The following is a 21,671-nucleotide window of genomic DNA, read 5'->3' as shown; positions in this document are numbered from 1 at the left end:
AGTGGGGTTCGTAATAAAAGAGTTAGCAGATTTCACTTTACTCCACTTTGAACTTGAAGAACCGTTAAAGCCATCCGATTTAAAAGACATTGAAATCCCAAAGATCGACACTCGAAAGGGTGTCATTCTGTCGGGTCGAGGTCCGATATGGCTCCACTGCTTTTTGGCTCATAAGTTCCATCATACACCATTTGTAGCGATTTATGACCCAAGACTTGGTGCGGTGGTGGTGCAATCTCACACCGCTCTGGAAGAAGGTGAGGTTTTAGACATCGTTGTTGAGGAGGTACTGGAATGAAAGTCATTGTTGATGTTCCCCAAGGATTAGTGGGGAGGAGATTGGGATGCTCATTTGGGAGGTGGAATAATGTTTGAAAAAGCTTTGGTTTTGGGCTTGTACAGCATAACGCCCGTGCACGCCGGGAGTGGAGCGGAGCTTAGCGTTATAGATTTGCCGATACAAAGGGAAAGGCACACGCAGTTTCCGGTGGTATGGGGGCAGAGTTTGAAGGGTGTTTTGAGGAGAGCGTATCATTCGGTCGAATTGGCTGAGATAAACGAAAGAAGAGAAAAAAACGGGGAAGGAAGTCTTGACGATACTATAAAAGAACTTGAGGAAAAAGTTAAAACTGTGAATGGCAAAGAAAAAGAGGAAGGAGAATCTAAATTAAGGGAACTTAGAGAGCTTATACGAAATCCACCAAAGACAAAAATTATTTTCGGACCAATAACTGAAAAAGCGTCGGACCATGCCGGAGCTATAAGCGTCGGCGATGCCAAGATTTTGCTGTTTCCGGTTAGGAGCTTGAAGGGCGTCTTTGCCTACGTAACCTGCCCGTTGGTTTTGGAGAGATTTAAGAGAGATTTGGAGATTGCAGGAATGAAAAATGATTTTGAAATACCGTCGGTAAATTATGATGAAGTAATAATATCGACGAATTCTTCCTTAGTGGATGGCGATAAAGTTGTTCTCGAGGATGTTATACTTAAAGATAGAAGGGAAGACATCGGTAACTTGGCTAATCAGGTATCCGTGCTATCATCAGTAAACGTGGACGAAAACAGAATAGCTATAATAAATAATGATTTATTCAGAGATCTCGTAAAGACTGCTACCGAAATCGTTGCAAGAGTTAAAATCGACTCTATGAAAGGAACTGTGCAAAGTGGCGCTTTGTGGTATGAAGAGTATTTACCGAGTGATTGCTTGCTTTATTCGGTGATTGCCATTGGAAAACCGAAAAAAGAGGTAAATGGGCTTAAAACTTCAGATGACGTTAAAGAGGAGTTACCGAATTTTAACAATAAGTTCGTTCAAATCGGTGGCAATGAAACCGTAGGCAAGGGTTTTGTTAAGATTAAAATTTGGGAGGGTAGTGAATGAGAACCCTTGAGCAGATAAGGGCAGAGTTCGCCTACAAAAAGATCAACGAAGTTAAAGGTAAACCGTTTGAATCCGAATACGCAAGATATGTGAAGAATGCATCGGCTATGATACTCATAAATGGTCTTGGCAACACTCTGGCTTTTTATCTATCTAAATCTAAGAAAAAAGATGATGAATCCGAAGAAGAAAATGCATATAGCACACTTTACAAACATATCAATGAATGGCTCAATGAAAGGTGTTTTTGCAGTGGTGATGCAATAGAATGGATAATAGAGACAGACTCAACAAAAGTCTTTCAAGTAACTCAAGACGTTTTAGCTTTACTTAACTGGATGAAGAAGTTTGCAAAGGCTACGCTCAAGGAGGATGAAGATGGGAGATAGAATCGTGTTTTATCTTCCAAAAGATTTGCGGGGTATAATCAAGGAAACATTTGTTAAAGGGAAGTGCAACAATGTTTTTGATAACTTGAGTCTTGTAATTACGAAATATTGTCCTTTTTCGGAGAAGGATGGTAAACGTGAGAAACCAAAGTACGATAAATTTGGTTATGAGATCAAATTACCCGAAAATGCTTTGAATAAATATAATGTTTTTTGCAAGTGTCAAATAGACTTGTGGAATTCGTTGAGCGCTGAAATTCTTAAATTAACAACAAAATCCCGCTTAGTCGTTGGCTTGGGGGATGAAAGCGTTTACGAAACGAGCATTCGTTTACACCGCAACTACGGCGTCCCCTACATTCCGGGATCGGCTTTGAAGGGCGTTACAAAGCATTATGCAATTTTGGAGTTAACTGAGAAGCTAAAAGACATCAAAGAATTTAAAGATGTGGATTTCTTTAATCTTGCAAAAAAAGTTCAGGATGCACTGGAAAACCCTGCAAAAGACGAAAATAGTGAGGAGGATGTAAAGAAAGCAATAAAAGAGAAACTTGGGGGTGTATCAGAAAGAACGCCTGATGCCGTGTTTTGGGAGATGCAGATTTTGAGAAAGATGTTTGGAACTCAAAATCAGGAAGGATCGATCATCTTTTTCGACGCATTCCCAAATCCGAAAAGTATCAAAGACAAGCCCATATTGGAACTTGACATTATGAGCCCACACTATCAGCCCTATTATCGGGAAGGTAAGGAACCGGGAGATTGGTACGATCCAAAACCAATCTTCTTCCTTGCGGTGCCAAGAGGTATTGAATTCCACTTTGCCCTTGCTTACAGGGAAATGAGCCGGGAACAACTTGAAAAAGCTCAGAACCAAAAATTGCTTGAGAATGCAAGGGCTCTCCTGTGTGAGGCTTTGAAGGAACACGGAGTTGGAGCTAAAACAGCTTTAGGCTATGGTCGGATGATTGATGAATGAAACCTTAGCTAAACTTGAGCTCAAAAACGGAGAAAAGTACTTCCAGACACTCAAAGGTCACACAACAGACGCACTTAAGATACTCAGAGCATACGTACAGCGGAACTCCGACGTGATCTCGCAGTTCTGTGAAAGATGGGATATAAATAAAGAAAAATTTCTAAAAAACCTATTTTTGGCTGTATATCTTCACGACATTGGCAAACTGACGAAAGAATTTCAGGAAAATATAAGACATAACAGAAGATCACAAAAATATCCGCACGCCTATTACGGATTCTTTTTGCTTCACGAGTCCTTTACGGAGACGGTTATCGACATCCCCATGGAGCTTGCCGCGATTCTTGGACATCACTCGCAGCTCTACGACCAGTTATATAGCGACCACAATCAGTTTGAGAAACCCAGTTTTCTGGAAAAAGAAATCATGGAGTTCGTAGATAATGCCGTGAATGTGTACGAAGAGCTAAGATTCAACGAATTTTTTGGATTTGATGGGTTTACTGGAACGATTCCAGAATTCAGGTGGAAGAAAATCAACGGTGTTAGGAATAAGTTTATCAGGAAAATAAAGGTGTATTTAGACGAAAACGGGAACTGGGAGCGAACGAAATCGATATTCTCCTATTTCTTCGCAATCCTCCAGACATGCGATGATTATGCAAGTGCACACTTTTCAAGATTCGTAGAGAGTTATGGCGGCGAAGAAAGGCTATTCGACGGCGTCCTTGAAAATCCCGATGAATACGTCCCGGTGCTGAGGATTGATAATCTCACCAAGACAGTTCTTGGGGATAAAGACCCGTACGAATTTCAGAAGGATCTGCTTGATGCACCGAAATTCGTGACGCTCTTTGCTCCATGCGGAAGGGGCAAAACTGAAGCAGCCTTATTGTGGGCTTTAAACACCCTGAAAAAACACGGGAGAAACAAAATCGTTTTTGCAATGCCCACACAGGCGACGAGCAACGCAATGTATGACAGACTCAAAGCAATTTTCGGTGAGGAAAACGTCGGGCTGTACCACGGAAGAAGCTTCATCAAGCTCAGGGACGACTCAAAAAAAGAAGAGGAAGGTTTTGAGGATGAAAAGGATGTAGATGAAATAAGAAGTGAGACCTTTAAAGGAAACGTCTTTTTCAAGCCAATAACGATCACGACAGTCGATCACGTGATTTACTCGTTCGTTAAGGGATTCAGTCAGGCGGATTTCGCTCTGGGAAATCTGCAGAATGCAGTGATCATTTTTGATGAAGTGCACTACTACGAAAAATTAACTCTGGAACACCTCTTGACTCTGTTTAAGCGGCTGATAAAAATGGACATTCCTCATTTGCTCATGTCCGGAACTCTGCCAGATTTCATGCTTAAAGAGCTGGATAACTGCTATGAGCACATTACCGATAAAGAAGGTCTTGAATTCAGACCATTCAAGTTAGAATTTCATGAGAAATCCGTATTTGATGATGAGGTTATAAATGAGATCGTGAGGGGTTATAAAAAGGGACTGAGTCAATTTGCCATTTTAAACACCGTTGAAAGGGCAAAACAACTTTACTTGAGACTGAAAGAGGAGTTAAAAGATGAAGCAAATATAATGCTCTACCATTCTCAATTTACCTACAGCGATAGAGTGAAAAAAGAAAACGAAATTTACAGCAGAATCAAAAACAAACCATTCATTCTGGTCGCAACGCAGGTAATTGAGGTCTCACTGGACATTTCGTGTGATGTCATGTATTCCGAGCTTGCCCCACCGGATGCCCTCGGGCAGAGAGCGGGAAGGCTGAACAGGAAAGGTGAAACGTGGAGCAATGGGATTGAACATGCCTTGAAGATATACATGCCAGAGAAACATTTTCCCTACGAGGAAGATTTATTCGAGAAGGTACAATCGGCTGTGGGAGACTATCAGGGGCCGATGAGTTATAAAGAGGTTAAAGAGTTCTGTGATAAGGTTTACGCAGATTACGCACCTGAGGTCCCGAGTGATCTGTTGTCTCTTTTCAAAAGATGTACGGTCTTTGGTTATAACTGGAGGGACATCACTTTTGATGGCGAGGAAGGGCGAAGGTTCAGAGTTAGAGACGACAGAATCCAGCACGTTGACGTTATACCAGAGTGTATTTACGAAGAAGAAGGGGATAGTGGACTCAAGGTGCAGAACATGGCAAAAATACCGTTATCCTATCTGATGAGAGATAGAAGAGAGGGGCTGGGGAGATTTTATCCTGTAGAGGTCCAGAAAGGTAGAAGAACAAAGACATACCGGATTTGTCGTCATCCCTACAGCTACGAAATTGGATTTGACTACGGTGCGGAAATCGATGATATGTGCATAATATAGGAGCTCTTCGAAAGAAGGGATTATCCATCAAATCACAAAAATGGCAAATGTTGATTACTCCGTAATCAACAGTTGCTTACGAAGTAAGCAACTAACTGGAAATGTTGCTTATACGAAATGATCGGTGAGAGAATGGAGATAAAAAGAGGGGATGTGCAGGTCGCCATCCTGAAGCTATTTTTGCCGTTCGTCTTCGGGGGTCTTCTCCTTGCCATAGAGGATTTCGTCTCGGGAGAAAGATGGCCCCAGGTTTACTCCCTCATGGCACTGTACTTCGTTCCGCCGTTTGGAAAGGAATCAGTCATCCCCCTCGCCATCGCCCTCGGGCTACATCCGCTGCACATCGCCCTCACGCTGGCCTCGATGGACGCCATTACATCGTTATTTGTGCTGTGGAACTTTCCCCTTTTCTCCAGGCTTCCCCTCATGAGGGGTGTGATAAGGAAGGTGGAGGACTGGAGTGAACAGTTCTTTGGACGCCATTCCTGGGCGAGAAAGCTCACGTACCTATCTCTGTTTTTGTTCGTACTCGTGCCTGCCCAGGGATCTGGCGGCGTCTCGGCCGCCATTCTCGGGTACATCCTCTCCCTCGATAGCAGGCGGGTTTGGGTGGTTATAGTGCTGGCGTCCCTCCTGAGCTGCCTGCTGCTCGCCTACTTGACGAATGGAATCCTTTCAATCCTGTCTTAGTTTGATTTCAACGCTTCCTTTGGCTTGGCGTGGTATCTCAGAAAAAGAGCTTTCAATTCTATCTTAGTTTGATTTCAATCATCACTTTTCCCCCATTTTCCTGTTTATCCCTTTTTTCTCTCTTTTTAGACACTTATGAGACTCTGGACTTTTCTTAATCAGGTCTAACTACTGTTTTCTAAGATTAAATTCGAGATACATTCAGGAGCTACTGGGGCGTAAAAGCGATAAAACGACAGGGATTTATACTCATATTTGAGTAAGATTAAAAGTACTCTGGATTTGATTGAAGGGGGTGATAAGCATTCAGAATGGGTATATATGCAACAGATATACTGCCAAATTGGAGGGATATACGCAATGCGTATATGAACGAGTTAGCAGAAATTCGGGGGCTCGCTTATAATCTAAATTGGAGGTGTGAACATGAATGAAGAAAAACTTAAAGCAGATTTGGAGGAATTTGAGAGAAAAAATAAAGGTAACATTGAAAAAGCTTGGAAAAAACACAAGGAATTTCTGAGGCAGTATCCATTTCGTGAACAACCAGAGAATATTGATTTGTTAACTTCAGATAAGATCTATAATTCAGGTGATAAAAATACTTTTCTCTACTGGATCGAATTTGGACTGAAAGAATTAGGTCATATTAGAGTTGGAAGGGCACTTTACGCAGAAAATGCAAGAAATAATCCCGAAATTTTTAAAGAGCTTCTAAGAAAAGTTGTGGATGAAACTCTATCCATTTCTCAGAAAATTGATCTACATTGGGAAGACATTAAGGGGTGGGGAGGAGATAAAATAATAGCCAAAAAGGTGGTCTTCTGCTATTATCCAGAACAAGTTTTACCCATATTTAAAACTGAAGATTTAGAACATTTCCTGAAAAATCTTAATATGGATTTCAAAAAAGAAGCACATAGTTTGTTTGGGAAATCATATGATGCATTGTCTATAGGTCAAAAGTTTGAATTGCTAAATAATTTACTTATCTCATTTAAAAATAAATCTCCAGAATTTAAGAAATTGGATAATCTTCTTTTCGCCAGATTTCTATATGAACAATTTCCTCCAGAAAGACTTCCCCAAATTATGAGAGAAACAAAGCCCCTACATTCTTTGGGAATATTATTTGAGCCTGAATATGAACAGGAGGTGGTTTATTTATTTGCTGTTTTTCATCGGGAACTTGGATTTCCATATATAATAAAAATCAGAAATGAATTTCCAGATGCTTGGGTAATGGATAAAAATAGGTTTGAAGTTAGAGCAAGTGATTTTGTTCAACACAAACATGACAAAAAAGGATGTGACTTCATTGTATGCTGGGAAAATGATTTGGAAAATAATGAAGATTTACCACCAACAATTGCTCTAAAAGATTTTGTGGAGGAATTAAAATGACGTTCGCCCCCGAACTCTTCGGCACTTCGTGCCTCACCCTCGCTACGCTCAGGTCTGCTAACAGGTGGATATGTGGCTCGCTATCGTCGCCCAAATTTGCTATCGCAAACTTCACATATCCCCGAAACGTTAAGTGAAATCGGGCTCCGCGGTGGATTGAAAAATTTATAAAGATTAAAAAGAGATAAATTGAATATGAAAAAGAAAAAACATGCAATCATAGGAGGACTTGCAGGAGGAATCGCAGGGGGTTTAGCAGGTAGTTTTGGTTTAGGAATTTTAACTGCTGTGCTGCTTGGTGTTGTATCGTTTATCATTACAGAAGGTGTGGTGTCTCTCATTCAAAAAATGTAGGGAGTAAGATGAAAAAAGGAAAGCAATTAAGAAATAAGCTCTGGATGAATGGATTTTTAGGGTTCTTGGGATTCCTTGGCTTTCAAGCGTTTAGCTTGCATAATCCGTGGTGGTTGTTTTTCTTCTGCTTTTTTGGATTCTTTGCTCATTTCAAGCATCTAAAAGAAGAACTCAAATATCTGGGTTTGTTTGGTGTGATTGGGCTAATTGTGGCGATATTCGAGGTTATGGGAGTAATGGAGGTGTGAAAATGAAAGCAATAGTAAAAGAAGAGCTGATGAGGAGTATTGGGGTATTTTTCTTTGCTCTGATTTTCACCTCCTTTTTATTGGTGAAGTTCAATCTTCCAGCCAGTTTCTTTACTGTTATAGGAATTCCCCTACTCATTACTGCTGTAACGTTTGCCTTTCAGGTTAAAAGAAGGAGCGGCAGAACTTACGAGAAGCCAAACATGAAGGATGTTGCATTACATGCTGTCATTATCGGCATCGTCTTTGCTATCTACGGGGTATTCTATACAGCTTTAACCATGAACTGGAGAGGATTCATTTACCTAACCCTTCTCCCAATCTTCCTATTATGGTACAGAAGAGTTGAGGGAAAAGCCAGTCCAAGAAAAGTTGCGAAGTATTCAGCTCAGGGTGCAACAATCTTCATCTTTCTCGGACTGGCTGGAGCAAGCCTAAAGGGGTTAAATGAATTTGCTTACGCTTGGCTTTTATGCTGGTTTGGTTTGTTGCTGGCATCGATGGTTTATTATTTTAAGAGGTGAAAGAATGGTAAAGCAGGTTGACTTGAAATACGGGATAGCATTCGGATTTGCGGGTTTTATTATAGCCCTGGCAGGCATGTTCTATGCAACGGGCATGCTCGATTTGAGATTTCCCGCTGTGATAGGAGCTGGATTTTTCGGTGGAGGAGTTCTTGGTTCACTGGTGAGACGGTTAAATAAAAAAGGAGAAGAAAGAAAAGCAGGTTTCATTTTTCTTTGTATTGTCTTAATCGCTGGCATTCCATCAATTGCTGAGTATACATATGATATTCTAACAGGAAACTGGAAAATATGGAAGCTTATTTCTATATTCGCTTTTGCATACCTGATAAGCTATGAGGTTTTCTGTGTAATAAAATCAGAAGAAGTGAAAAAATGATGCCACCGCTCCGCCCGACTCTTCGCAACTTCGTTGCTCGCCTTTTAGGTCACTTAACAGCGGGTATGCGGTTCGCACCTTCGGTGCTCACCCAAATGCTCGGTAGAGCCCTCGCACTTCGCATACCCGCCGGGCGTTGTCCGAAATTCGGCTCGGCGGCTTATGAAAAAGTTTAAGTTTAAAAACCGATATATAGAAACATAGGTGGTAAAAAATGGTCATGATGAACAATATGGATAGGGAAGACATTATTGAGCTGTTAAAGAAAAATAAAAACGAACTTAAAAAGTTCGGAGTAAAAAAAATGGGAATATTTGGGTCATTTAGTAGAGATGAGGGAAGGGAGGATAGTGATGTTGATATTTTTGTGGAATTTGAAAAAGGAAAGGCAACATTTAAGAATTTTGCTGGACTAATAGACTATTTGGAGAACTTATTTGGGAGGCCCATAGATATTTTGACACCGGCAGGTATAGAATCTATAAGAATAAAAGATGTAAAGGAGCATATAAAAAGAGAGATTGTGTATGTCTAAAAGAGGAGATAAAGAATATTTAAAAGATATTCTTATTGCGTGCGAAAATATTATTGAATATAGCGTTGGTTATGATTTCAATATGTTTATGAGTGATAGAAAAACCCAAGATGCTATACTCAGGAATATTGAAATTATAGGCGAAGCCGTAAAAAACATCTCTGATGAAATAAAGAAAAAATATCCTAAAGTTGAGTGGCGAGAAATTGCTAGAACTAGAGATAAACTTATCCATTCTTATTTTGGTGTAGATCTTGATGTGGTGTGGGATATAATTACCTTAGACATTCCGAGATTACAACAACAAATCGAAGAAATAATAAAAAAGAAGGGTGGGACAATGAATAGCAGCGTGCGGAGCTCTTTGGAAGTCTTCGGCTTCCTAGCCCTCGGTACGTTCGGGTCTGCTAACAAGCGGGTATCTGGCTCCGGCACTTCGTGCCTACACCAAAATGCCTTCGCAAGATTTATAACTGTGCAATCCATTTACAATTTGATGAGCAAAAAATGACGCATCGTGAACCAACAGAAGAAGAAAAGAGGACAATAATAGCTCAACATACTCGGGATGGAAAAGTAAGGTGCTACGTAAATGACCATCCCATCGAGGATGAGGGAGATATAGAATTTCATCATATTAAACCATTTTCTGAAGAAGGGAAGACGGAAATATCAAATTTGGCACCGGTTTGTAAAGAACATCACAGAAGAATACGCACATTATCAATTACCGAATTTAGAACTAGATTAGAAATGGAGGAATTTTTTAAATCACCAGAACCAAGGAAATTAGACGATGTATTAAAGAAAAAAATTGGTGATGGAAACTTTGGAAAAAACCTGACTTATGAAATATTAGATAAGGGCATAAAGTTATTCTTACAAGATAGATCAGAACCAATGGTTCTTTCACTTTATACATGCCCATCTACAGGCTATAAGTATTTCTATGTAACTTTGCCTGTGATGTATATTCAAAACGATACCGAGTTACAACCAAGACCTATAGAGATGAGGAGATTATGGGAATTATATAGACATCTGCTTACCCATACACAACTTTCTCCAGCTATTTGTCGTTTAAAGGACAATAAAATTTTATTGTTTGATGGACAACATAAATCTGCAGCTCAAATTTGGTGTGGCAGAAAGGAAATTGAATGTAAAGTTTATATCGAGCCAGACGTGAGAATACTTAAAGAAACAAACCTTGCTGCCCATGATAAATTAAGACAAATGCAATTCTTTACCTCGGTTCTAATAAGTAAGTGGGCAGATTTGTTCAAAGAGGAATGGGGGGAATATCTTGAGACTAAAGGAATAAAGTCAGAAAAAGGATTTGTTGAATTCCTAGAAAGGAAGGGGAAAAAGAAATCAGAGGCCCTTAATATGATTCGAAGTAATATATACGATTCCGTTTTGGACGATAAAGATAACAGAATTGTAGATTACATAGCAGAAAGAAACCGTACAAGAAAAAATCCATTGACTATTCACAGCTTAAAACAGACGATTTTTAAGCATTTTATTACCGATGCACCTTTGGATATGGATATAGAGCAATCTGACGAGCTTCGAGAATATGAAAGAAAAAATGTTATCAAATTACTAAATATTTTAGCAGAAGAAACCTTAGATGGAAAGTGGGATCCTACAAGAAATGATAGTAGTCATAAAGTAGCAGAGCGTATATACGCTGCTGGTTCATTAAAGGCTTGGACTCGCATGTTACGAGACGTTACCGCAGCAGTTTTAAGATTATATGATGAAGATGAAAGAGGAAAAATATTCTTAAGGAAAATCTCAGAGGATGATTGGAATCTTATCAGAGGACGAATAACACGGCTTTTTGAACATAAATTGTGGACTGATCCGTCTCCGGAAATTGATAGCAATTTAAGAGTTAATAATGAGAAACATGTAAAAGAATTTTTTGAAAGTAGAGGATTAAAGGTAGATTGGATTTTAGGAGGTTAAAAGAGGTGTCAAATAAAAATACCGCCTCGCAAACGCTTCGCCCCTATCGTGGCTCGCCCCTAACGGGGTCGCCTAACAAGTGGGTATCTGGCTCCGGCTATCGCCTTCGCTCAAATCGCATTCGGCGACTTCAGATACCCGCCAAACGTTAAGTGAAATCGGGCTCCGTGGTGGGTTGAAAAGAAATAATTTAAAATTTGGAGGTGATATATTATGAACATGAAAAAAAAGGAAACAAAAAACAAACTTTGGATGAATGGATTTTTAGGATTCTTGGGTTTTCTTGGCTTTCAAGCGTTTAGCACGCACAATCCTTGGCAATTGTTTTTCTTGTGTTTCTTTGCTTTCTTTGCTCATTTCAAATATCTCAAAGAAGAATTCAAATATTTGGGTTTGCTTGGCATAATTGGGTTAATCGTGGCAATACTTGGAGTTATAGGAATAATAGAGGTGTGAAAAACATGATAAAATCGATCGATCTCAAATACGGAATATTGCTTGGAGTTGTAGGCTTTACTCTAACTCTTTTTGGCATGTACTATGCAACAGGAATGCTTGATCCAAGATTTCCTGCTGTTATAGGAGTTGGACTTTTTGGTGGAGGATTTCTTGGTTCATTGTTAAGAAGGTTGCATAAGGAAGGAGAAGAAAGAAAAGCGAGCTTTATTTTTCTTACTGTTTTGTTAATTGTAGGCCTTCCTTTAATTACCGAACATACTCGGGACATTCTAACAGGAAACTGGAAAATATGGAAATTTGTCTCTATATTCGCTTTTATATATCTAATAGGCTATGCAATTTTACGTGTAATGAAATCAAAAGGTGTAAAAACATGAAGCCACCGCTCCGCCCGACTCTTCGCAACTTCGTTGCTCGCCCTATCAGGGTCACTTAACAGGTGGATATGTGGCTCTTACAGAGCCCAAATTTGCCATCGCAAACTTCACATATCCCCAGAACGTTAGGCGAAATCGGTAAATACTTTTGATTATATTTAATGATGAGTATGTCCAAAAAAAGTACTAAACTATTTGCCCAAAAAATCCTAGAAAGACTTCGGGAATTCATTGTTTCAGAAAATTTGAACATAGATAGGCTGCCAAAATGGGTTAAATCAGCTAATGTCAAACTAGCAAGATTAAATAATAGCATTATCTTTTTATTTGAAGAATCTTTTTCAGATGAGGATGAATTCATTGATTGTGGAGAAGTAAAATCTGATATTCAGTTTCTTTTGGATCTCCCTGAATTCATTCCTAAAGCTGCATGTTTTAGAGCACCTGAGAAACCTAATGGTGGATTAATTATTCTTCATGGGGAATACGGTGAAGATAAAAAAGTTATTTTTAAGGTCGTATCTGATCGCTCAGCATTATTTAATGTTGGGTATGTTAATTACCACAACCCCCTTGCGATTATTAACATCTTCATTCAACTAATTTCCTCGGATGAAGTATTAGCAACACGTTTTGTACCTTTTGCTATTTTTGTTCATGCAAACGATTTTTCTAATTTTGAAAGTTTTTGGAATAAATGCACTCCGCACATACAAGATTCATTAAAGCTTATCCACGATTCAGAAGCAGGGGATTTTTATCAATTCCAAACAGAACGTAAAAAAGTATTTCAGATAAGTAAAGAAAAATCAGTTATAGTTTTAGGGAAATATAGCAATCACGAAATGAATGAACTTCTTCAAGTTCGTGACCATTTAAGAGCAAAAGGTTACGATGCACATCTGATTATAGAGTTACCAGAATACCCTATGATGTCTAATGAGGAAAAAGTAAGGCTGTGGACAATGGCATCGAGATTTTGTGTTATGATTGACCGAAAAGCGGCGGGCCATATAGCTGAATATCAGTATCTTAAAAATCAGCGAACAATTTTAGCTTTATTAAGGCCAAAAGGAAAAGGGTCAACGTATATGATTGGTGATGAACATTTTACCGACTTTCAATATATTAATCTATTTGAGTTTGAAAAGTCGCCTCTAGAAATTATAGATATTGCTATAGATTGGGCAGAAAAATTAGTAAGAAAGCGTATGAAGAACTATGAGGCAGCCTATCCTTGGAGAAGGAAAAGGAAATAGAGTGGTGACTTCGCCTAACAGAGCGTATCTGGCTACAGTGATCGCATCTTCGCCAAAATTCCCCTTCGGAAAACTCCAGATACGCTTGGGACGTTATACGCAATTAGTTTATGACTCCAAGGAAATTTAAAGAAGGTGTAGAAAAATGGAAGGAAATATGGAAAACAATAGAAAAATACCCGGTATGCTCTATATACTTGTTTCTTTTGTTCCATGGATTGTTTACTGGGTTCTGTGCGGTATGGGGAACAGGTTGGGCGTAGTCATCCCTCTCGCAATCTCTTTACTTCTCGTAATCCCTCAAATTCATAAACGGGATTTTAATCTGATGGATCTCACATCTCTTCTCTATTTCAGCACAGCCACAGCAGTTACGTTCATTTTCAACCTGAACGTATTTGTTGAGAAAAGCGGTTTTCTCGGTTACTTTACTTTGTTTCTAATGGCATTATTTTCTCTAATCATCAAACAACCCTACACCCTTCAGGTTTCGAAAAGGGATTATCCAGAGATTTACTGGAAGGAGAAATCATTTCTGGCCATCAACAACATAATTACTGGAGTCTGGGCAGTAATCTTCATAGCAAACGCAACCATATTTTATCTCGATATGCCCTCTACCATAATCCTTTCAAACACTTTAATTGCTCTTGGTATAGCGTTTTCAATTGTTTTTCCCTTGAAAGCACCCGCTTACTTTGCTTCAAAGGAATTCAAGAAATATGATTGGAGCGTTGAGGTAACTCAAAAGCCAAAAGGAGAAAACGAGTATGATGTGATTATCGTAGGCTCTGGCATTGCTGGCTTAAGCTGCGGTGCTTTACTCTCAAAGAGAGGATACAAGGTTTTAGTTTTGGAGCAACATTATCAGGTTGGAGGCTACTGCTCATCCTTTAAAAGGATGGGTTTCGTTTTCAATACTGGCGTCTCAGATGTAAGCGGTTTATGGGAGAAAGGTCCTGTCGCCTATCTTCTCAGAGAGCTTGGGCTAAAAAGAGAAGATTTGTTTGTTAGAAATACAATAAGGTACATCTTCAAGGGCGGGGGAGTTGAAGCTCAAAACCTGGAGGAATTCATGAGAAAGCTTTCAGATATGTTTCCAGAAGAAAAGGAGAACATTTACGCATTCTTTGATGAAGCTAAAAAAGCATATGAGGAGTGCTACAAAGATCTGGTTTATGGCATTCCCTTGCCAGCTGAACTAATCGTTAAGGTTTTTGGAGATAAAAAGCTCTTGGATTATCCTAAGGAGCATCCACACTTCTACGACTGGATGAACAAAACATTCAGGCAAAAGCTCGATGAATACTTCAAAAATGAGGAGTTAAAGACTTTACTCTGTGCCTTGTTAGGCTATACAGGAACAGAAGCAGATAAAACTCCCGCAAGCAACGCGCTTACTGCTGTAGTTTCATACTACATCCATGGGGGGTACTTTCCAAGAGGGGGAGCTCAAAGATTTGCAAACAGCTTGAAGGAGGTTATTGAGAGCCACGGTGGTAAAGTCTTGCTTAGGCATAAGGTAGATAAGATACTGATCGGGAACGGAAAAGTTGAGGGTGTAAAGGTTGGAAACAAAGTTTTCAGAGCCCCGATTGTTGTGGCAAATGCAAACGCAAAAACCACTTTCTTAGAACTCGTTGGAGAGAATCATTTGGATGCGAGATTCGTTGAATACTTAAAAACCCTGAAGATGTCTCCTTCCTGCTTTGCGGTGTTCTTAGGGGTTGATGCAGACCTAACCGAATATCCAACGATTGTCGTAGATTTGGATGATGGATATTATGTTGTGATAAACTCGAATGCCGACCCAAGTTTGGCACCGAAAGGCAAGGCAAGCGTTACAATATTAATGGGCGCCAATTATTATGATTTTCCAGAAAGGGAAACAAAAGAGTATTTAGAAAAGAAGAGAGAGTTTGCTGAGATGCTAATCAAGAAGGTTGAGAAACTTATTCCAAATTTGAGTCAGCATATAATTGTTCAGGATGCGGCAACACCTAAAACATTCGAGAGATACACCTCTATGCCGGAAGGGGCAATCTATGCATTTGATCAATCGATTGACACCAGAAGACCTTACTTTAAAACTCCAGTAAGGGGCTTGTATCTGGCAAGTGCTTCAACTTTCCCGGGTGGTGGAATAGAAGCAGTAGTAATATCAGGAATGATCTGTGCAGACGATATATGTAACTGGGAGATTAAGCAATGAACGAACTCTCCACTGTCGCTCTTATCCTTACGGGTGCGTATAACAGGTGCGTATGCGGTTCGCACCTTCGGTGCTCACCCAAATTGCTCTGCTATCGCTCCGCAACTTCGTATGTCTGCAAAACGTTAAACGAAATCATGAAAATCTAAGGGGGTTAAAATATGCCAGCTTTCCACCGTACTACAGCTGATATTATAAGAAGTGCTGAAGAAACACTGAAGACAGCAGAACAAGGCTTGGAGGACATAATTAAAGGACCACCGGAAAGAAAGCTATCAGGCCTAAGAAATTTGATCGTTTTTGGTCGTGCCATTACTAATATTCTCCAAAATCTTCGTTCCATAGAACCAGATTTTGACGCTTGGTACGAGAGATACAGGAAAGAAATAACACAGCGTATGTGGCTTCGTGCCTTTGGCACTCCGCCCCAATTCCCCTTTGAGGAACTTCAGATACGCTCGGAACGTTAAGTGAAATGATTTCCATCGCCTCGAAAAGATTTAAAATTAAGGAAGTTAATTTTTTCTATTTAGAGACAAAATTAAAAGATTCGGGGTTAAAAGGAAGTCTGCTTGGATTATAAACTTACACCTATATTTGTGTATGGGGAGAAATGTAAAGACAGATTGTTCTTCTGAAGCGTTTGGAGTCCTATCTTCTTTTAAAGGAAGAGCTAAAATGATTTCGGTGTTATCTATATCTATTTCTTTCTTAATTTGTTCTTTAAGATAATTTTTTAAATCCGAAGGAATTAAGAAAAGATCTAATTTCAGCTTAAGTGTTATTGGATGCTTTACCCAAAAAATGTAAGGGAAGTAGGACTAAATAAGTGCACTTGCTTAAATTATCGAGGAACTAATACAAAGAGAACTTCCATAGCATGAAAGAAGTGTATACATGCCACTATCGATGTGGGGGAGAAGGTGTTGTTATGAATGCTATGGTGTTGTTATGAATGCTATACTCAATGAGTTTAATACCACGCTTATTGAGAAGTTTGATTTTTCACTTAGACCTTATCAGGAGTACGTGATTAGGAACATTGCTGATTCTATTGTACAGGGGAATAGGTTTGTTGTTGTTTCCATGCCCACTGGAAGCGGTAAAACATTAATTGAAATATTCACAGCATATTACAACCTTAAAACTACCAATTCACGCGTTTTGGTGCTTGAGCCGACCAGATTCTTATGTGACCAAATGTATTCTAAATTATGGAGCAAACTTTTTGATAATATCATTGGAAAGGAATATGAGGGAAATTGTCACAGTTTTTTAGATGCAAATAAAAAAATCGTCATATCAACCCCTCAAACAGCATTAAAATGTGCATCCACCATAAAGGGGGAGTTTAATGCTGTAATTATAGATGAGATCCACCATGCATTTGGAGGAAAGTATTATAGTGAACTGTTAGTAGAGTTGAATCCCAACTTTGTATTTGGTTTTACAGCATTACTCCCTAGTAAAAAAAGATATTCGTTAGATTTTAGAGTGCAATCACTATTAGGTGAGCCTACAATTTTAAATTATGATTTTAAAAAGTTGTCTGAAATAGACTCCTCATTCCAACCACCAAAAGCCATTGCAGACTTGTTTGATGCTGAAATGGACGAAATTGAAGAAAACGTGTATGAGAAACTATTTTGTGGTACTATTGATGGTGACCCAAGAACAATTAAATTTCTCGAAAATACGTTAGTCCGTTATGGTAAAAGGGCCTTTTGTGAAAGTCTAAAAAGAGCAATAGCAAAAAATAAGATTTCAGATGACCCAGAATTCACAAGGTTATGTAATTCTAACAAACCCTCCCATAAAGCCCGGATATTAAGTGAGATACTCTCTGTATATGATGTCAAAAACAATGATGAATTAAAACCTGTTATAGTGTTTACATCACGTAAGGCTACAGCTTATGAGTTTAAGGAAGTAATAGTGAGTTCTATTGGGTTATCGTCTCATAAAGTTGAAGTATTAACAAGTGACATGAGTAAAGAGGAGAGATTGGATTTAATGAGGAGGGCTAGGGAGGGGCATATTGATGTCATCATTTCCACACTTGTTGGTGAGGAGGGTGTTGACATTCCCGAGGCGGGATTGCTTATAATGAGTGATACCCCAAGAAGTCCTTTGAGATTTTATCAACGTTTGGGTCGCCTCATTAGGCTGGCAAGTCCAAGGAAAGTAAAATATCTGGTAATTTCCCTAACTCCAAAAACGAGGGAGTATGGGGACCTGGATGAAGCATTATGGAATTTGTATGGTGAGGGTGTGGATGTGAGTTATATTATATACAATTTAGATGAGAAGGGCCCAGAATCAAGAATATTGGACATACTCGACAAATTTTCAAATATTTACAATGATGTTGCTATCCCATTTACCCTCATAACCCAAGGGAGAGAACTAAGTAATCCAATAAACTATCTTTTGAATCTCGCCAAAAATGATAAAAGATTTTTGGAGGCTCTTAAAAATATGGGTTTTAATGTGGAATCTGATGAAGAACTTAGTAGGATATTTTTTATAACACTCACATTCCCGTTTTGGTTGAGATGTCATGATGATATTAAAAATACCTTAAACCAAATAGATAAAATCATAAGCAGGAGTAGTTTTAGTAAAGTATTGGACAAATCAATAAAAGAAAACCATGTATTCTATATTTATGATGTAGAAAAACTATCCGATTTTATAGCTGAAGAATTGAAAAGATTGTATGATTATTGTAAATCAGAAGGAGAAAACTACTGTGAAAATGTGTTTTTTAGGTTAGACAGAAAGTCAATATTGAGGTTGTTTATGAGGATATTTCCTTTTAAACAATTTGAGGGTGTTAAAAAGAGGATTAACGACCAAGTAGATACATTTGAAGAAACTCTTAAAAATTTCAAAGAAACCAACAATCTCCGCATATACGTAGATTATGGTAGGTATAATGACAGGAATAAATCACTTTTCCCTAAAATTATCATATCTGTAAGTGTTGGGGTATGGATACGTTTAGAGGTCCAGATAAACCATTACAACATAAGTAATGAAAACAAAGATACATATGAGAAAATTTTAGAGTTAATAGAACTTAACCTGCTTGCAATAGGATACAGAGGTGTAGAGAAATTCCTTGAACTTTATGAGGAATAACTGAGACTGGTTAGGACAAGCCAATGAATAGTCCCAGAGACTTGATTCTAAAATAGTGTCCATCGTATCTCAGAGGAGCGAATATAACAAGTCACAAGTTTTTGAGACATTAAGAATTTTGTAAGTGTTGATGAGTTTGGCTATCCGCTAGGATACAGAACATCTATGTAGGGTATTGTACATGGAACTGTTAATTGAAGGAAGTTATAAATATTTACTCTTAAAAATGGGCAAGATTATAGAGTAGTAGTGATTGTATGGGATATTGTCAGAAATAAAATTCCTGAATTGAGAGGAAAAAATCACGGAAATCCTTGTGAAATCAGAAATGGGAGAGAAAAGAGGATAACAGATAGTATGGACACTTGTTGATAATTTCTGAACAAACATTATTACCGTATGGAAGGCAGCCGGACATATTGGCGTTGGACAGTACTGGCGGGCCATTACATATGCTGCCAATTTTTCAGCATCTTGAAAGAGTTGCTTACGAAGTAAGCAACTGTTGATTACGGAGTAATCAACATTTAGGAATTCCTGATCTAGTCCTAAAGAAAAAAATTGAAGAATTTGTTGAAGAGGATATAGAGAAAATTAACCAGAAACAGATAGTAATGCCACCAGGCCGAACTCTCTGCTTCGCTTCGATGCTATCGCACTCGGACAACAGTTGGATATGCGGCCCGCTGTCGCTCACCCAAACCACGGGCTTCGTATATCCCCACTTAGGCGACATGCAGAAAAACAGATATAGGTGTTTTAAGATAATAAATGGTGGAAACCATGAAAATAAAAGAGGTGCTTGAAGAGTTTAAAAAAGAAATTGAAAAGTTATACGGTGACAAATTAAAGGAAATTATGCTCTATGGGTCATATGCGAGAGGTGATGCTACAGAAGACTCTGACATAGATTTGCTCATCGTTCTCGAGGGAAAAGTAACCCATGGAAAAGAAATTGACAGGATGATAGATATAATAACAGAAATAAACCTGAAATATGGTGTGCTAATATCAGTTTATCCGGTTTCAGAGGAGGATTATAAAAAGGTTAATAGTCCGCTACTCATAAATGTGCGAAGAGAAGGCATATCAACATGAAAGAGATAGAATCTCTGATAGAGAGAGCGGAGAAATATCTGAGGAGTGCTGAAATACTCATCAAAGAAGGTGATTATGAATCTTCGGTTTCAAGAACCTACTATGCGATGTTTTATTGTACACAAGCCATGCTACTTACAAAGAATCTATCATTTTCATCCCATAAAGGTGTGATCTCAGCTTTTGGAGAGCATTTTATAAAAACAGGTATTTTCCCAAAAGATATGGGCAGAGAGCTGAATAGAGCATTTGAAAAACGACAGCTAAGTGATTACGAATACACATTTGTTATCTCCAAGAATGAAGCTGAAGAAATGCTTAAGAATGGAAGAAAGTTTGTAAATGAGATAGCCCGTTATCTAAGGAAGAAAAAGATAATATGAGGACTGCACGTCGCCCAAGAGCGGGTATACGGTTCTACCGCTCACCCAAACCCTCACGGGCTTCGCATATCCGCCAGCCGTTGTCCGAAATCGCCCGAAGCTCAATAGGGGCTTCGCCCGCTCTCCGCTCGCTAACGCTCGTTTCGGTGCTATCACACTCGAGACAACAGGCGATATGCGGCCAGCTATCGCTCACCCATTTGTAAGGATTTGCCTTCGGGTGCATTGAGTTCATCTTGAGAAACAGAGCCCTCGAGAGATTTATATTCTCTTGGTGTGTAAGGACGGCCATGATAGCGAGGGAGCAGATATTTGAGGTGCTCGAGTCGTATGACCTCGAGAAGGCGAGGATAGGTGTGCTCGGGTCACATTCCGCACTGGATACGTGCGATGGCGCGATCGAAGAGGGGTTCTCCACCTATGTGGTGTGCCAGAAGGGGAGGGAGAGAACGTACGCGCATTACTTCAGGTCCAAGTGGGTGAATGGCAGACGCGTGAGGGGATGTGTGGACGAGGTTGAGGTCTATGAGAGGTTTGCCCACGTTCTCTTGCCCGAGAGTCAAAAGAAGATGCGCGAGAAAAACGTGCTGTTCGTGCCCAACCGGTCCTTCACCTCCTACTGTGGCATCGACGCCGTGGAGAACGATTTTCTGGTCCCCCTCGTGGGTAGCAGAAATCTTCTGAGGAGTGAAGAGAGGGGTGAGGAGAGAAGCTACTACTGGTTGCTCGAGAGGGCGGGACTACCCCACCCGGAGCGAATAGAGCCCGAGGAGATCGATGGGCTTGTGATGGTCAAGCTTCCACATGCCAAAAAGCGCCTTGAGAGGGGTTTCTTCACCGCCGCCTCGTATGAGGAGTACAGGAGGAAGTCGGAAGAGCTTTTGAGGGCAGGTGTGATAACTGCGGAGGATCTGGAGAGGGCCAGAGTGGAGCGATACATCATAGGTCCGGTGTTCAACTTTGACTTTTTCTACTCCCCGCTCGAGAGGGACGTTTCTCCGATTGAGCTGCTGGGCATCGACTGGAGGTTCGAGACGAGCCTCGATGGACACGTGCGTCTTCCGGCTCCCCAGCAGATGACCCTTCCGCCCCATCAGAGTACTCCAGAGTACACTGTATGTGGGCACAACTCGGCCACGCTTCGCGAGTCGCTGCTCGAGAGGGCGTTTGACCTCGCAGAGCGGTACGTGCAGGCAACGCAGCGCTACTATCCCCCCGGCATCATAGGGCCGTTCTGTCTGCAGACCTGTGTGGACAAGGACCTCAACTTCTACATATACGATGTGGCTCCGAGAATCGGCGGGGGCACCAATGTGCACATGTCTGTGGGACATCCATATGGCAACTGCCTTTACAGGTGTCCGATGAGCACCGGCAGGAGGCTCGCGAGGGAGATAAGGCTGGCAATCGAGACCGATAGTGTGAAAGAGATCGTGACGTGATGAGATGTCGGGAGGAGGGAGGTAGGAGGTACGCTGTAGCGGGATGTTCGATATGGATGCTCGCCCTCCATCAAATTATGGAGAGAG

At 40.0% G+C, this 21,671-nt stretch carries 22 protein-coding genes; all 22 read left to right on the top strand.

Translation table 11 applies throughout. From position 1 onward, the window contains the following. The first annotated feature begins 1 nt into the window (after nucleotide 1). The 22 genes from crn3 (at nucleotide 2) to BP07_RS08040 (ending at nucleotide 21,584) form a co-directional block, all read left to right on the top strand. On the top strand, nucleotides 2–298 hold the full coding sequence (gene crn3, locus BP07_RS08145) for a CRISPR-associated ring nuclease Crn3/Csx3 (RefSeq protein WP_042688024.1): 297 nt from the start codon (nucleotides 2–4) through the stop codon (nucleotides 296–298). A gap of 69 nt (nucleotides 299–367) precedes the next feature. After that, nucleotides 368–1,384, top strand: coding sequence for a type III-B CRISPR module RAMP protein Cmr4 (cmr4, locus tag BP07_RS08140; RefSeq protein ID WP_042688021.1), 1,017 nt, complete (start codon nucleotides 368–370; stop codon nucleotides 1,382–1,384). Then, nucleotides 1,381–1,773: a type III-B CRISPR module-associated protein Cmr5 gene (gene cmr5, locus BP07_RS08135; protein ID WP_042688018.1), complete on the top strand. Its 393-nt coding sequence runs from the start codon at nucleotides 1,381–1,383 to the stop codon at nucleotides 1,771–1,773. The genes cmr4 and cmr5 overlap by 4 nt, the downstream gene beginning before the upstream one ends. After that, nucleotides 1,763–2,752, top strand: a complete 990-nt coding sequence (gene cmr6, locus BP07_RS08130; protein WP_084174199.1) for a type III-B CRISPR module RAMP protein Cmr6 — start codon at nucleotides 1,763–1,765, stop codon at nucleotides 2,750–2,752. The genes cmr5 and cmr6 overlap by 11 nt, the downstream gene beginning before the upstream one ends. Further along, entirely contained in the window at nucleotides 2,745–5,099 is a 2,355-nt protein-coding gene (locus tag BP07_RS08125) for a CRISPR-associated helicase/endonuclease Cas3 (RefSeq protein ID WP_052353376.1), read from the top strand. The genes cmr6 and BP07_RS08125 overlap by 8 nt, the downstream gene beginning before the upstream one ends. 132 nt (nucleotides 5,100–5,231) lie before the next feature. Continuing rightward, entirely contained in the window at nucleotides 5,232–5,789 is a 558-nt protein-coding gene (locus BP07_RS08120; RefSeq protein WP_169736266.1) for a small multi-drug export protein, read from the top strand. Between the two features lie 426 nt (nucleotides 5,790–6,215). Then, entirely contained in the window at nucleotides 6,216–7,193 is a 978-nt protein-coding gene (locus BP07_RS08115) for a hypothetical protein (protein WP_042688014.1), read from the top strand. A gap of 195 nt (nucleotides 7,194–7,388) precedes the next feature. Then, complete coding sequence (locus BP07_RS08915) at nucleotides 7,389–7,547, top strand: hypothetical protein (RefSeq protein ID WP_157203165.1); 159 nt, start codon at nucleotides 7,389–7,391, stop codon at nucleotides 7,545–7,547. Between the two features lie 8 nt (nucleotides 7,548–7,555). Continuing rightward, nucleotides 7,556–7,795 carry a DUF3796 domain-containing protein gene (locus BP07_RS08110; RefSeq protein ID WP_042688012.1) on the top strand — a complete coding sequence of 80 codons (240 nt, stop codon included), beginning with the start codon at nucleotides 7,556–7,558 and terminating at the stop codon, nucleotides 7,793–7,795. A 2-nt stretch (nucleotides 7,796–7,797) separates the two neighbouring features. Further along, nucleotides 7,798–8,319: a hypothetical protein gene (locus BP07_RS08105; protein ID WP_042688009.1), complete on the top strand. Its 522-nt coding sequence runs from the start codon at nucleotides 7,798–7,800 to the stop codon at nucleotides 8,317–8,319. A gap of 4 nt (nucleotides 8,320–8,323) precedes the next feature. After that, nucleotides 8,324–8,698 carry a hypothetical protein gene (locus BP07_RS08100; protein WP_042688006.1) on the top strand — a complete coding sequence of 125 codons (375 nt, stop codon included), beginning with the start codon at nucleotides 8,324–8,326 and terminating at the stop codon, nucleotides 8,696–8,698. A 220-nt stretch (nucleotides 8,699–8,918) separates the two neighbouring features. Next, nucleotides 8,919–9,233 (top strand): nucleotidyltransferase family protein, encoded by a 315-nt coding sequence (locus BP07_RS08095; RefSeq protein ID WP_245597091.1) that lies wholly within the window; start codon nucleotides 8,919–8,921, stop codon nucleotides 9,231–9,233. Next, on the top strand, nucleotides 9,226–9,744 hold the full coding sequence (locus BP07_RS08090; protein ID WP_084174195.1) for a HepT-like ribonuclease domain-containing protein: 519 nt from the start codon (nucleotides 9,226–9,228) through the stop codon (nucleotides 9,742–9,744). The genes BP07_RS08095 and BP07_RS08090 overlap by 8 nt, the downstream gene beginning before the upstream one ends. After that, entirely contained in the window at nucleotides 9,741–11,210 is a 1,470-nt protein-coding gene (locus BP07_RS08085) for an HNH endonuclease (protein ID WP_042688003.1), read from the top strand. The genes BP07_RS08090 and BP07_RS08085 overlap by 4 nt, the downstream gene beginning before the upstream one ends. Nucleotides 11,211–11,423: 213 nt before the next feature. Further along, entirely contained in the window at nucleotides 11,424–11,666 is a 243-nt protein-coding gene (locus BP07_RS08080) for a DUF3796 domain-containing protein (RefSeq protein ID WP_042688001.1), read from the top strand. A gap of 5 nt (nucleotides 11,667–11,671) precedes the next feature. Further along, a complete protein-coding gene (locus BP07_RS08075; protein WP_042687999.1) occupies nucleotides 11,672–12,046 on the top strand; it encodes a hypothetical protein in 375 nt (124 codons plus the stop codon). Nucleotides 12,047–12,216: 170 nt separating this feature from the next. Next, nucleotides 12,217–13,305 (top strand): hypothetical protein, encoded by a 1,089-nt coding sequence (locus BP07_RS08070; RefSeq protein WP_042687997.1) that lies wholly within the window; start codon nucleotides 12,217–12,219, stop codon nucleotides 13,303–13,305. 145 nt (nucleotides 13,306–13,450) lie between these two features. Continuing rightward, nucleotides 13,451–15,517, top strand: coding sequence for a phytoene desaturase family protein (locus tag BP07_RS08065; RefSeq protein ID WP_042687995.1), 2,067 nt, complete (start codon nucleotides 13,451–13,453; stop codon nucleotides 15,515–15,517). Between the two features lie 951 nt (nucleotides 15,518–16,468). Next, complete coding sequence (locus BP07_RS08055) at nucleotides 16,469–18,661, top strand: DEAD/DEAH box helicase (RefSeq protein WP_052353374.1); 2,193 nt, start codon at nucleotides 16,469–16,471, stop codon at nucleotides 18,659–18,661. 771 nt (nucleotides 18,662–19,432) lie between these two features. Then, a complete protein-coding gene (locus BP07_RS08050; protein WP_042687994.1) occupies nucleotides 19,433–19,759 on the top strand; it encodes a nucleotidyltransferase domain-containing protein in 327 nt (108 codons plus the stop codon). Next, a complete protein-coding gene (locus tag BP07_RS08045; RefSeq protein WP_042687993.1) occupies nucleotides 19,756–20,142 on the top strand; it encodes a HEPN domain-containing protein in 387 nt (128 codons plus the stop codon). Before BP07_RS08050 ends, BP07_RS08045 begins: the two co-directional genes overlap by 4 nt. Nucleotides 20,143–20,432: 290 nt before the next feature. Next, on the top strand, nucleotides 20,433–21,584 hold the full coding sequence (locus BP07_RS08040) for a formate--phosphoribosylaminoimidazolecarboxamide ligase family protein (protein ID WP_042687992.1): 1,152 nt from the start codon (nucleotides 20,433–20,435) through the stop codon (nucleotides 21,582–21,584). The last annotated feature ends 87 nt before the right edge of the window (nucleotides 21,585–21,671 follow it).

The organism is Methermicoccus shengliensis DSM 18856, from assembly GCF_000711905.1.
GTDB lineage: Archaea > Halobacteriota > Methanosarcinia > DSM-18856 > Methermicoccaceae > Methermicoccus > Methermicoccus shengliensis.
The sequence above is the reverse complement of the archived record's forward strand: the minus strand, read 5'-3'. Positions and strand labels throughout refer to the sequence as shown.

Coding starts and splice junctions, on each gene's coding strand:
- BP07_RS08915 (WP_157203165.1), top strand. CDS start 7,389: ATGAAAAAGAAAAAACATGCAATCATAGGAGGACTTGCAGGAGGAATC.
- BP07_RS08095 (WP_245597091.1), top strand. CDS start 8,919: ATGATGAACAATATGGATAGGGAAGACATTATTGAGCTGTTAAAGAAA.
- BP07_RS08100 (WP_042688006.1), top strand. CDS start 8,324: ATGGTAAAGCAGGTTGACTTGAAATACGGGATAGCATTCGGATTTGCG.
- BP07_RS08110 (WP_042688012.1), top strand. CDS start 7,556: ATGAAAAAAGGAAAGCAATTAAGAAATAAGCTCTGGATGAATGGATTT.
- BP07_RS08045 (WP_042687993.1), top strand. CDS start 19,756: ATGAAAGAGATAGAATCTCTGATAGAGAGAGCGGAGAAATATCTGAGG.
- BP07_RS08075 (WP_042687999.1), top strand. CDS start 11,672: ATGATAAAATCGATCGATCTCAAATACGGAATATTGCTTGGAGTTGTA.
- BP07_RS08120 (WP_169736266.1), top strand. CDS start 5,232: ATGGAGATAAAAAGAGGGGATGTGCAGGTCGCCATCCTGAAGCTATTT.
- BP07_RS08040 (WP_042687992.1), top strand. CDS start 20,433: ATGATAGCGAGGGAGCAGATATTTGAGGTGCTCGAGTCGTATGACCTC.
- cmr4 (WP_042688021.1), top strand. CDS start 368: ATGTTTGAAAAAGCTTTGGTTTTGGGCTTGTACAGCATAACGCCCGTG.
- BP07_RS08055 (WP_052353374.1), top strand. CDS start 16,469: ATGAATGCTATACTCAATGAGTTTAATACCACGCTTATTGAGAAGTTT.
- cmr6 (WP_084174199.1), top strand. CDS start 1,763: ATGGGAGATAGAATCGTGTTTTATCTTCCAAAAGATTTGCGGGGTATA.
- BP07_RS08070 (WP_042687997.1), top strand. CDS start 12,217: ATGTCCAAAAAAAGTACTAAACTATTTGCCCAAAAAATCCTAGAAAGA.
- BP07_RS08105 (WP_042688009.1), top strand. CDS start 7,798: ATGAAAGCAATAGTAAAAGAAGAGCTGATGAGGAGTATTGGGGTATTT.
- BP07_RS08080 (WP_042688001.1), top strand. CDS start 11,424: ATGAACATGAAAAAAAAGGAAACAAAAAACAAACTTTGGATGAATGGA.
- BP07_RS08090 (WP_084174195.1), top strand. CDS start 9,226: ATGTCTAAAAGAGGAGATAAAGAATATTTAAAAGATATTCTTATTGCG.
- BP07_RS08125 (WP_052353376.1), top strand. CDS start 2,745: ATGAATGAAACCTTAGCTAAACTTGAGCTCAAAAACGGAGAAAAGTAC.
- BP07_RS08050 (WP_042687994.1), top strand. CDS start 19,433: ATGGTGGAAACCATGAAAATAAAAGAGGTGCTTGAAGAGTTTAAAAAA.
- BP07_RS08085 (WP_042688003.1), top strand. CDS start 9,741: ATGACGCATCGTGAACCAACAGAAGAAGAAAAGAGGACAATAATAGCT.
- BP07_RS08065 (WP_042687995.1), top strand. CDS start 13,451: ATGGAAGGAAATATGGAAAACAATAGAAAAATACCCGGTATGCTCTAT.
- BP07_RS08115 (WP_042688014.1), top strand. CDS start 6,216: ATGAATGAAGAAAAACTTAAAGCAGATTTGGAGGAATTTGAGAGAAAA.
- cmr5 (WP_042688018.1), top strand. CDS start 1,381: ATGAGAACCCTTGAGCAGATAAGGGCAGAGTTCGCCTACAAAAAGATC.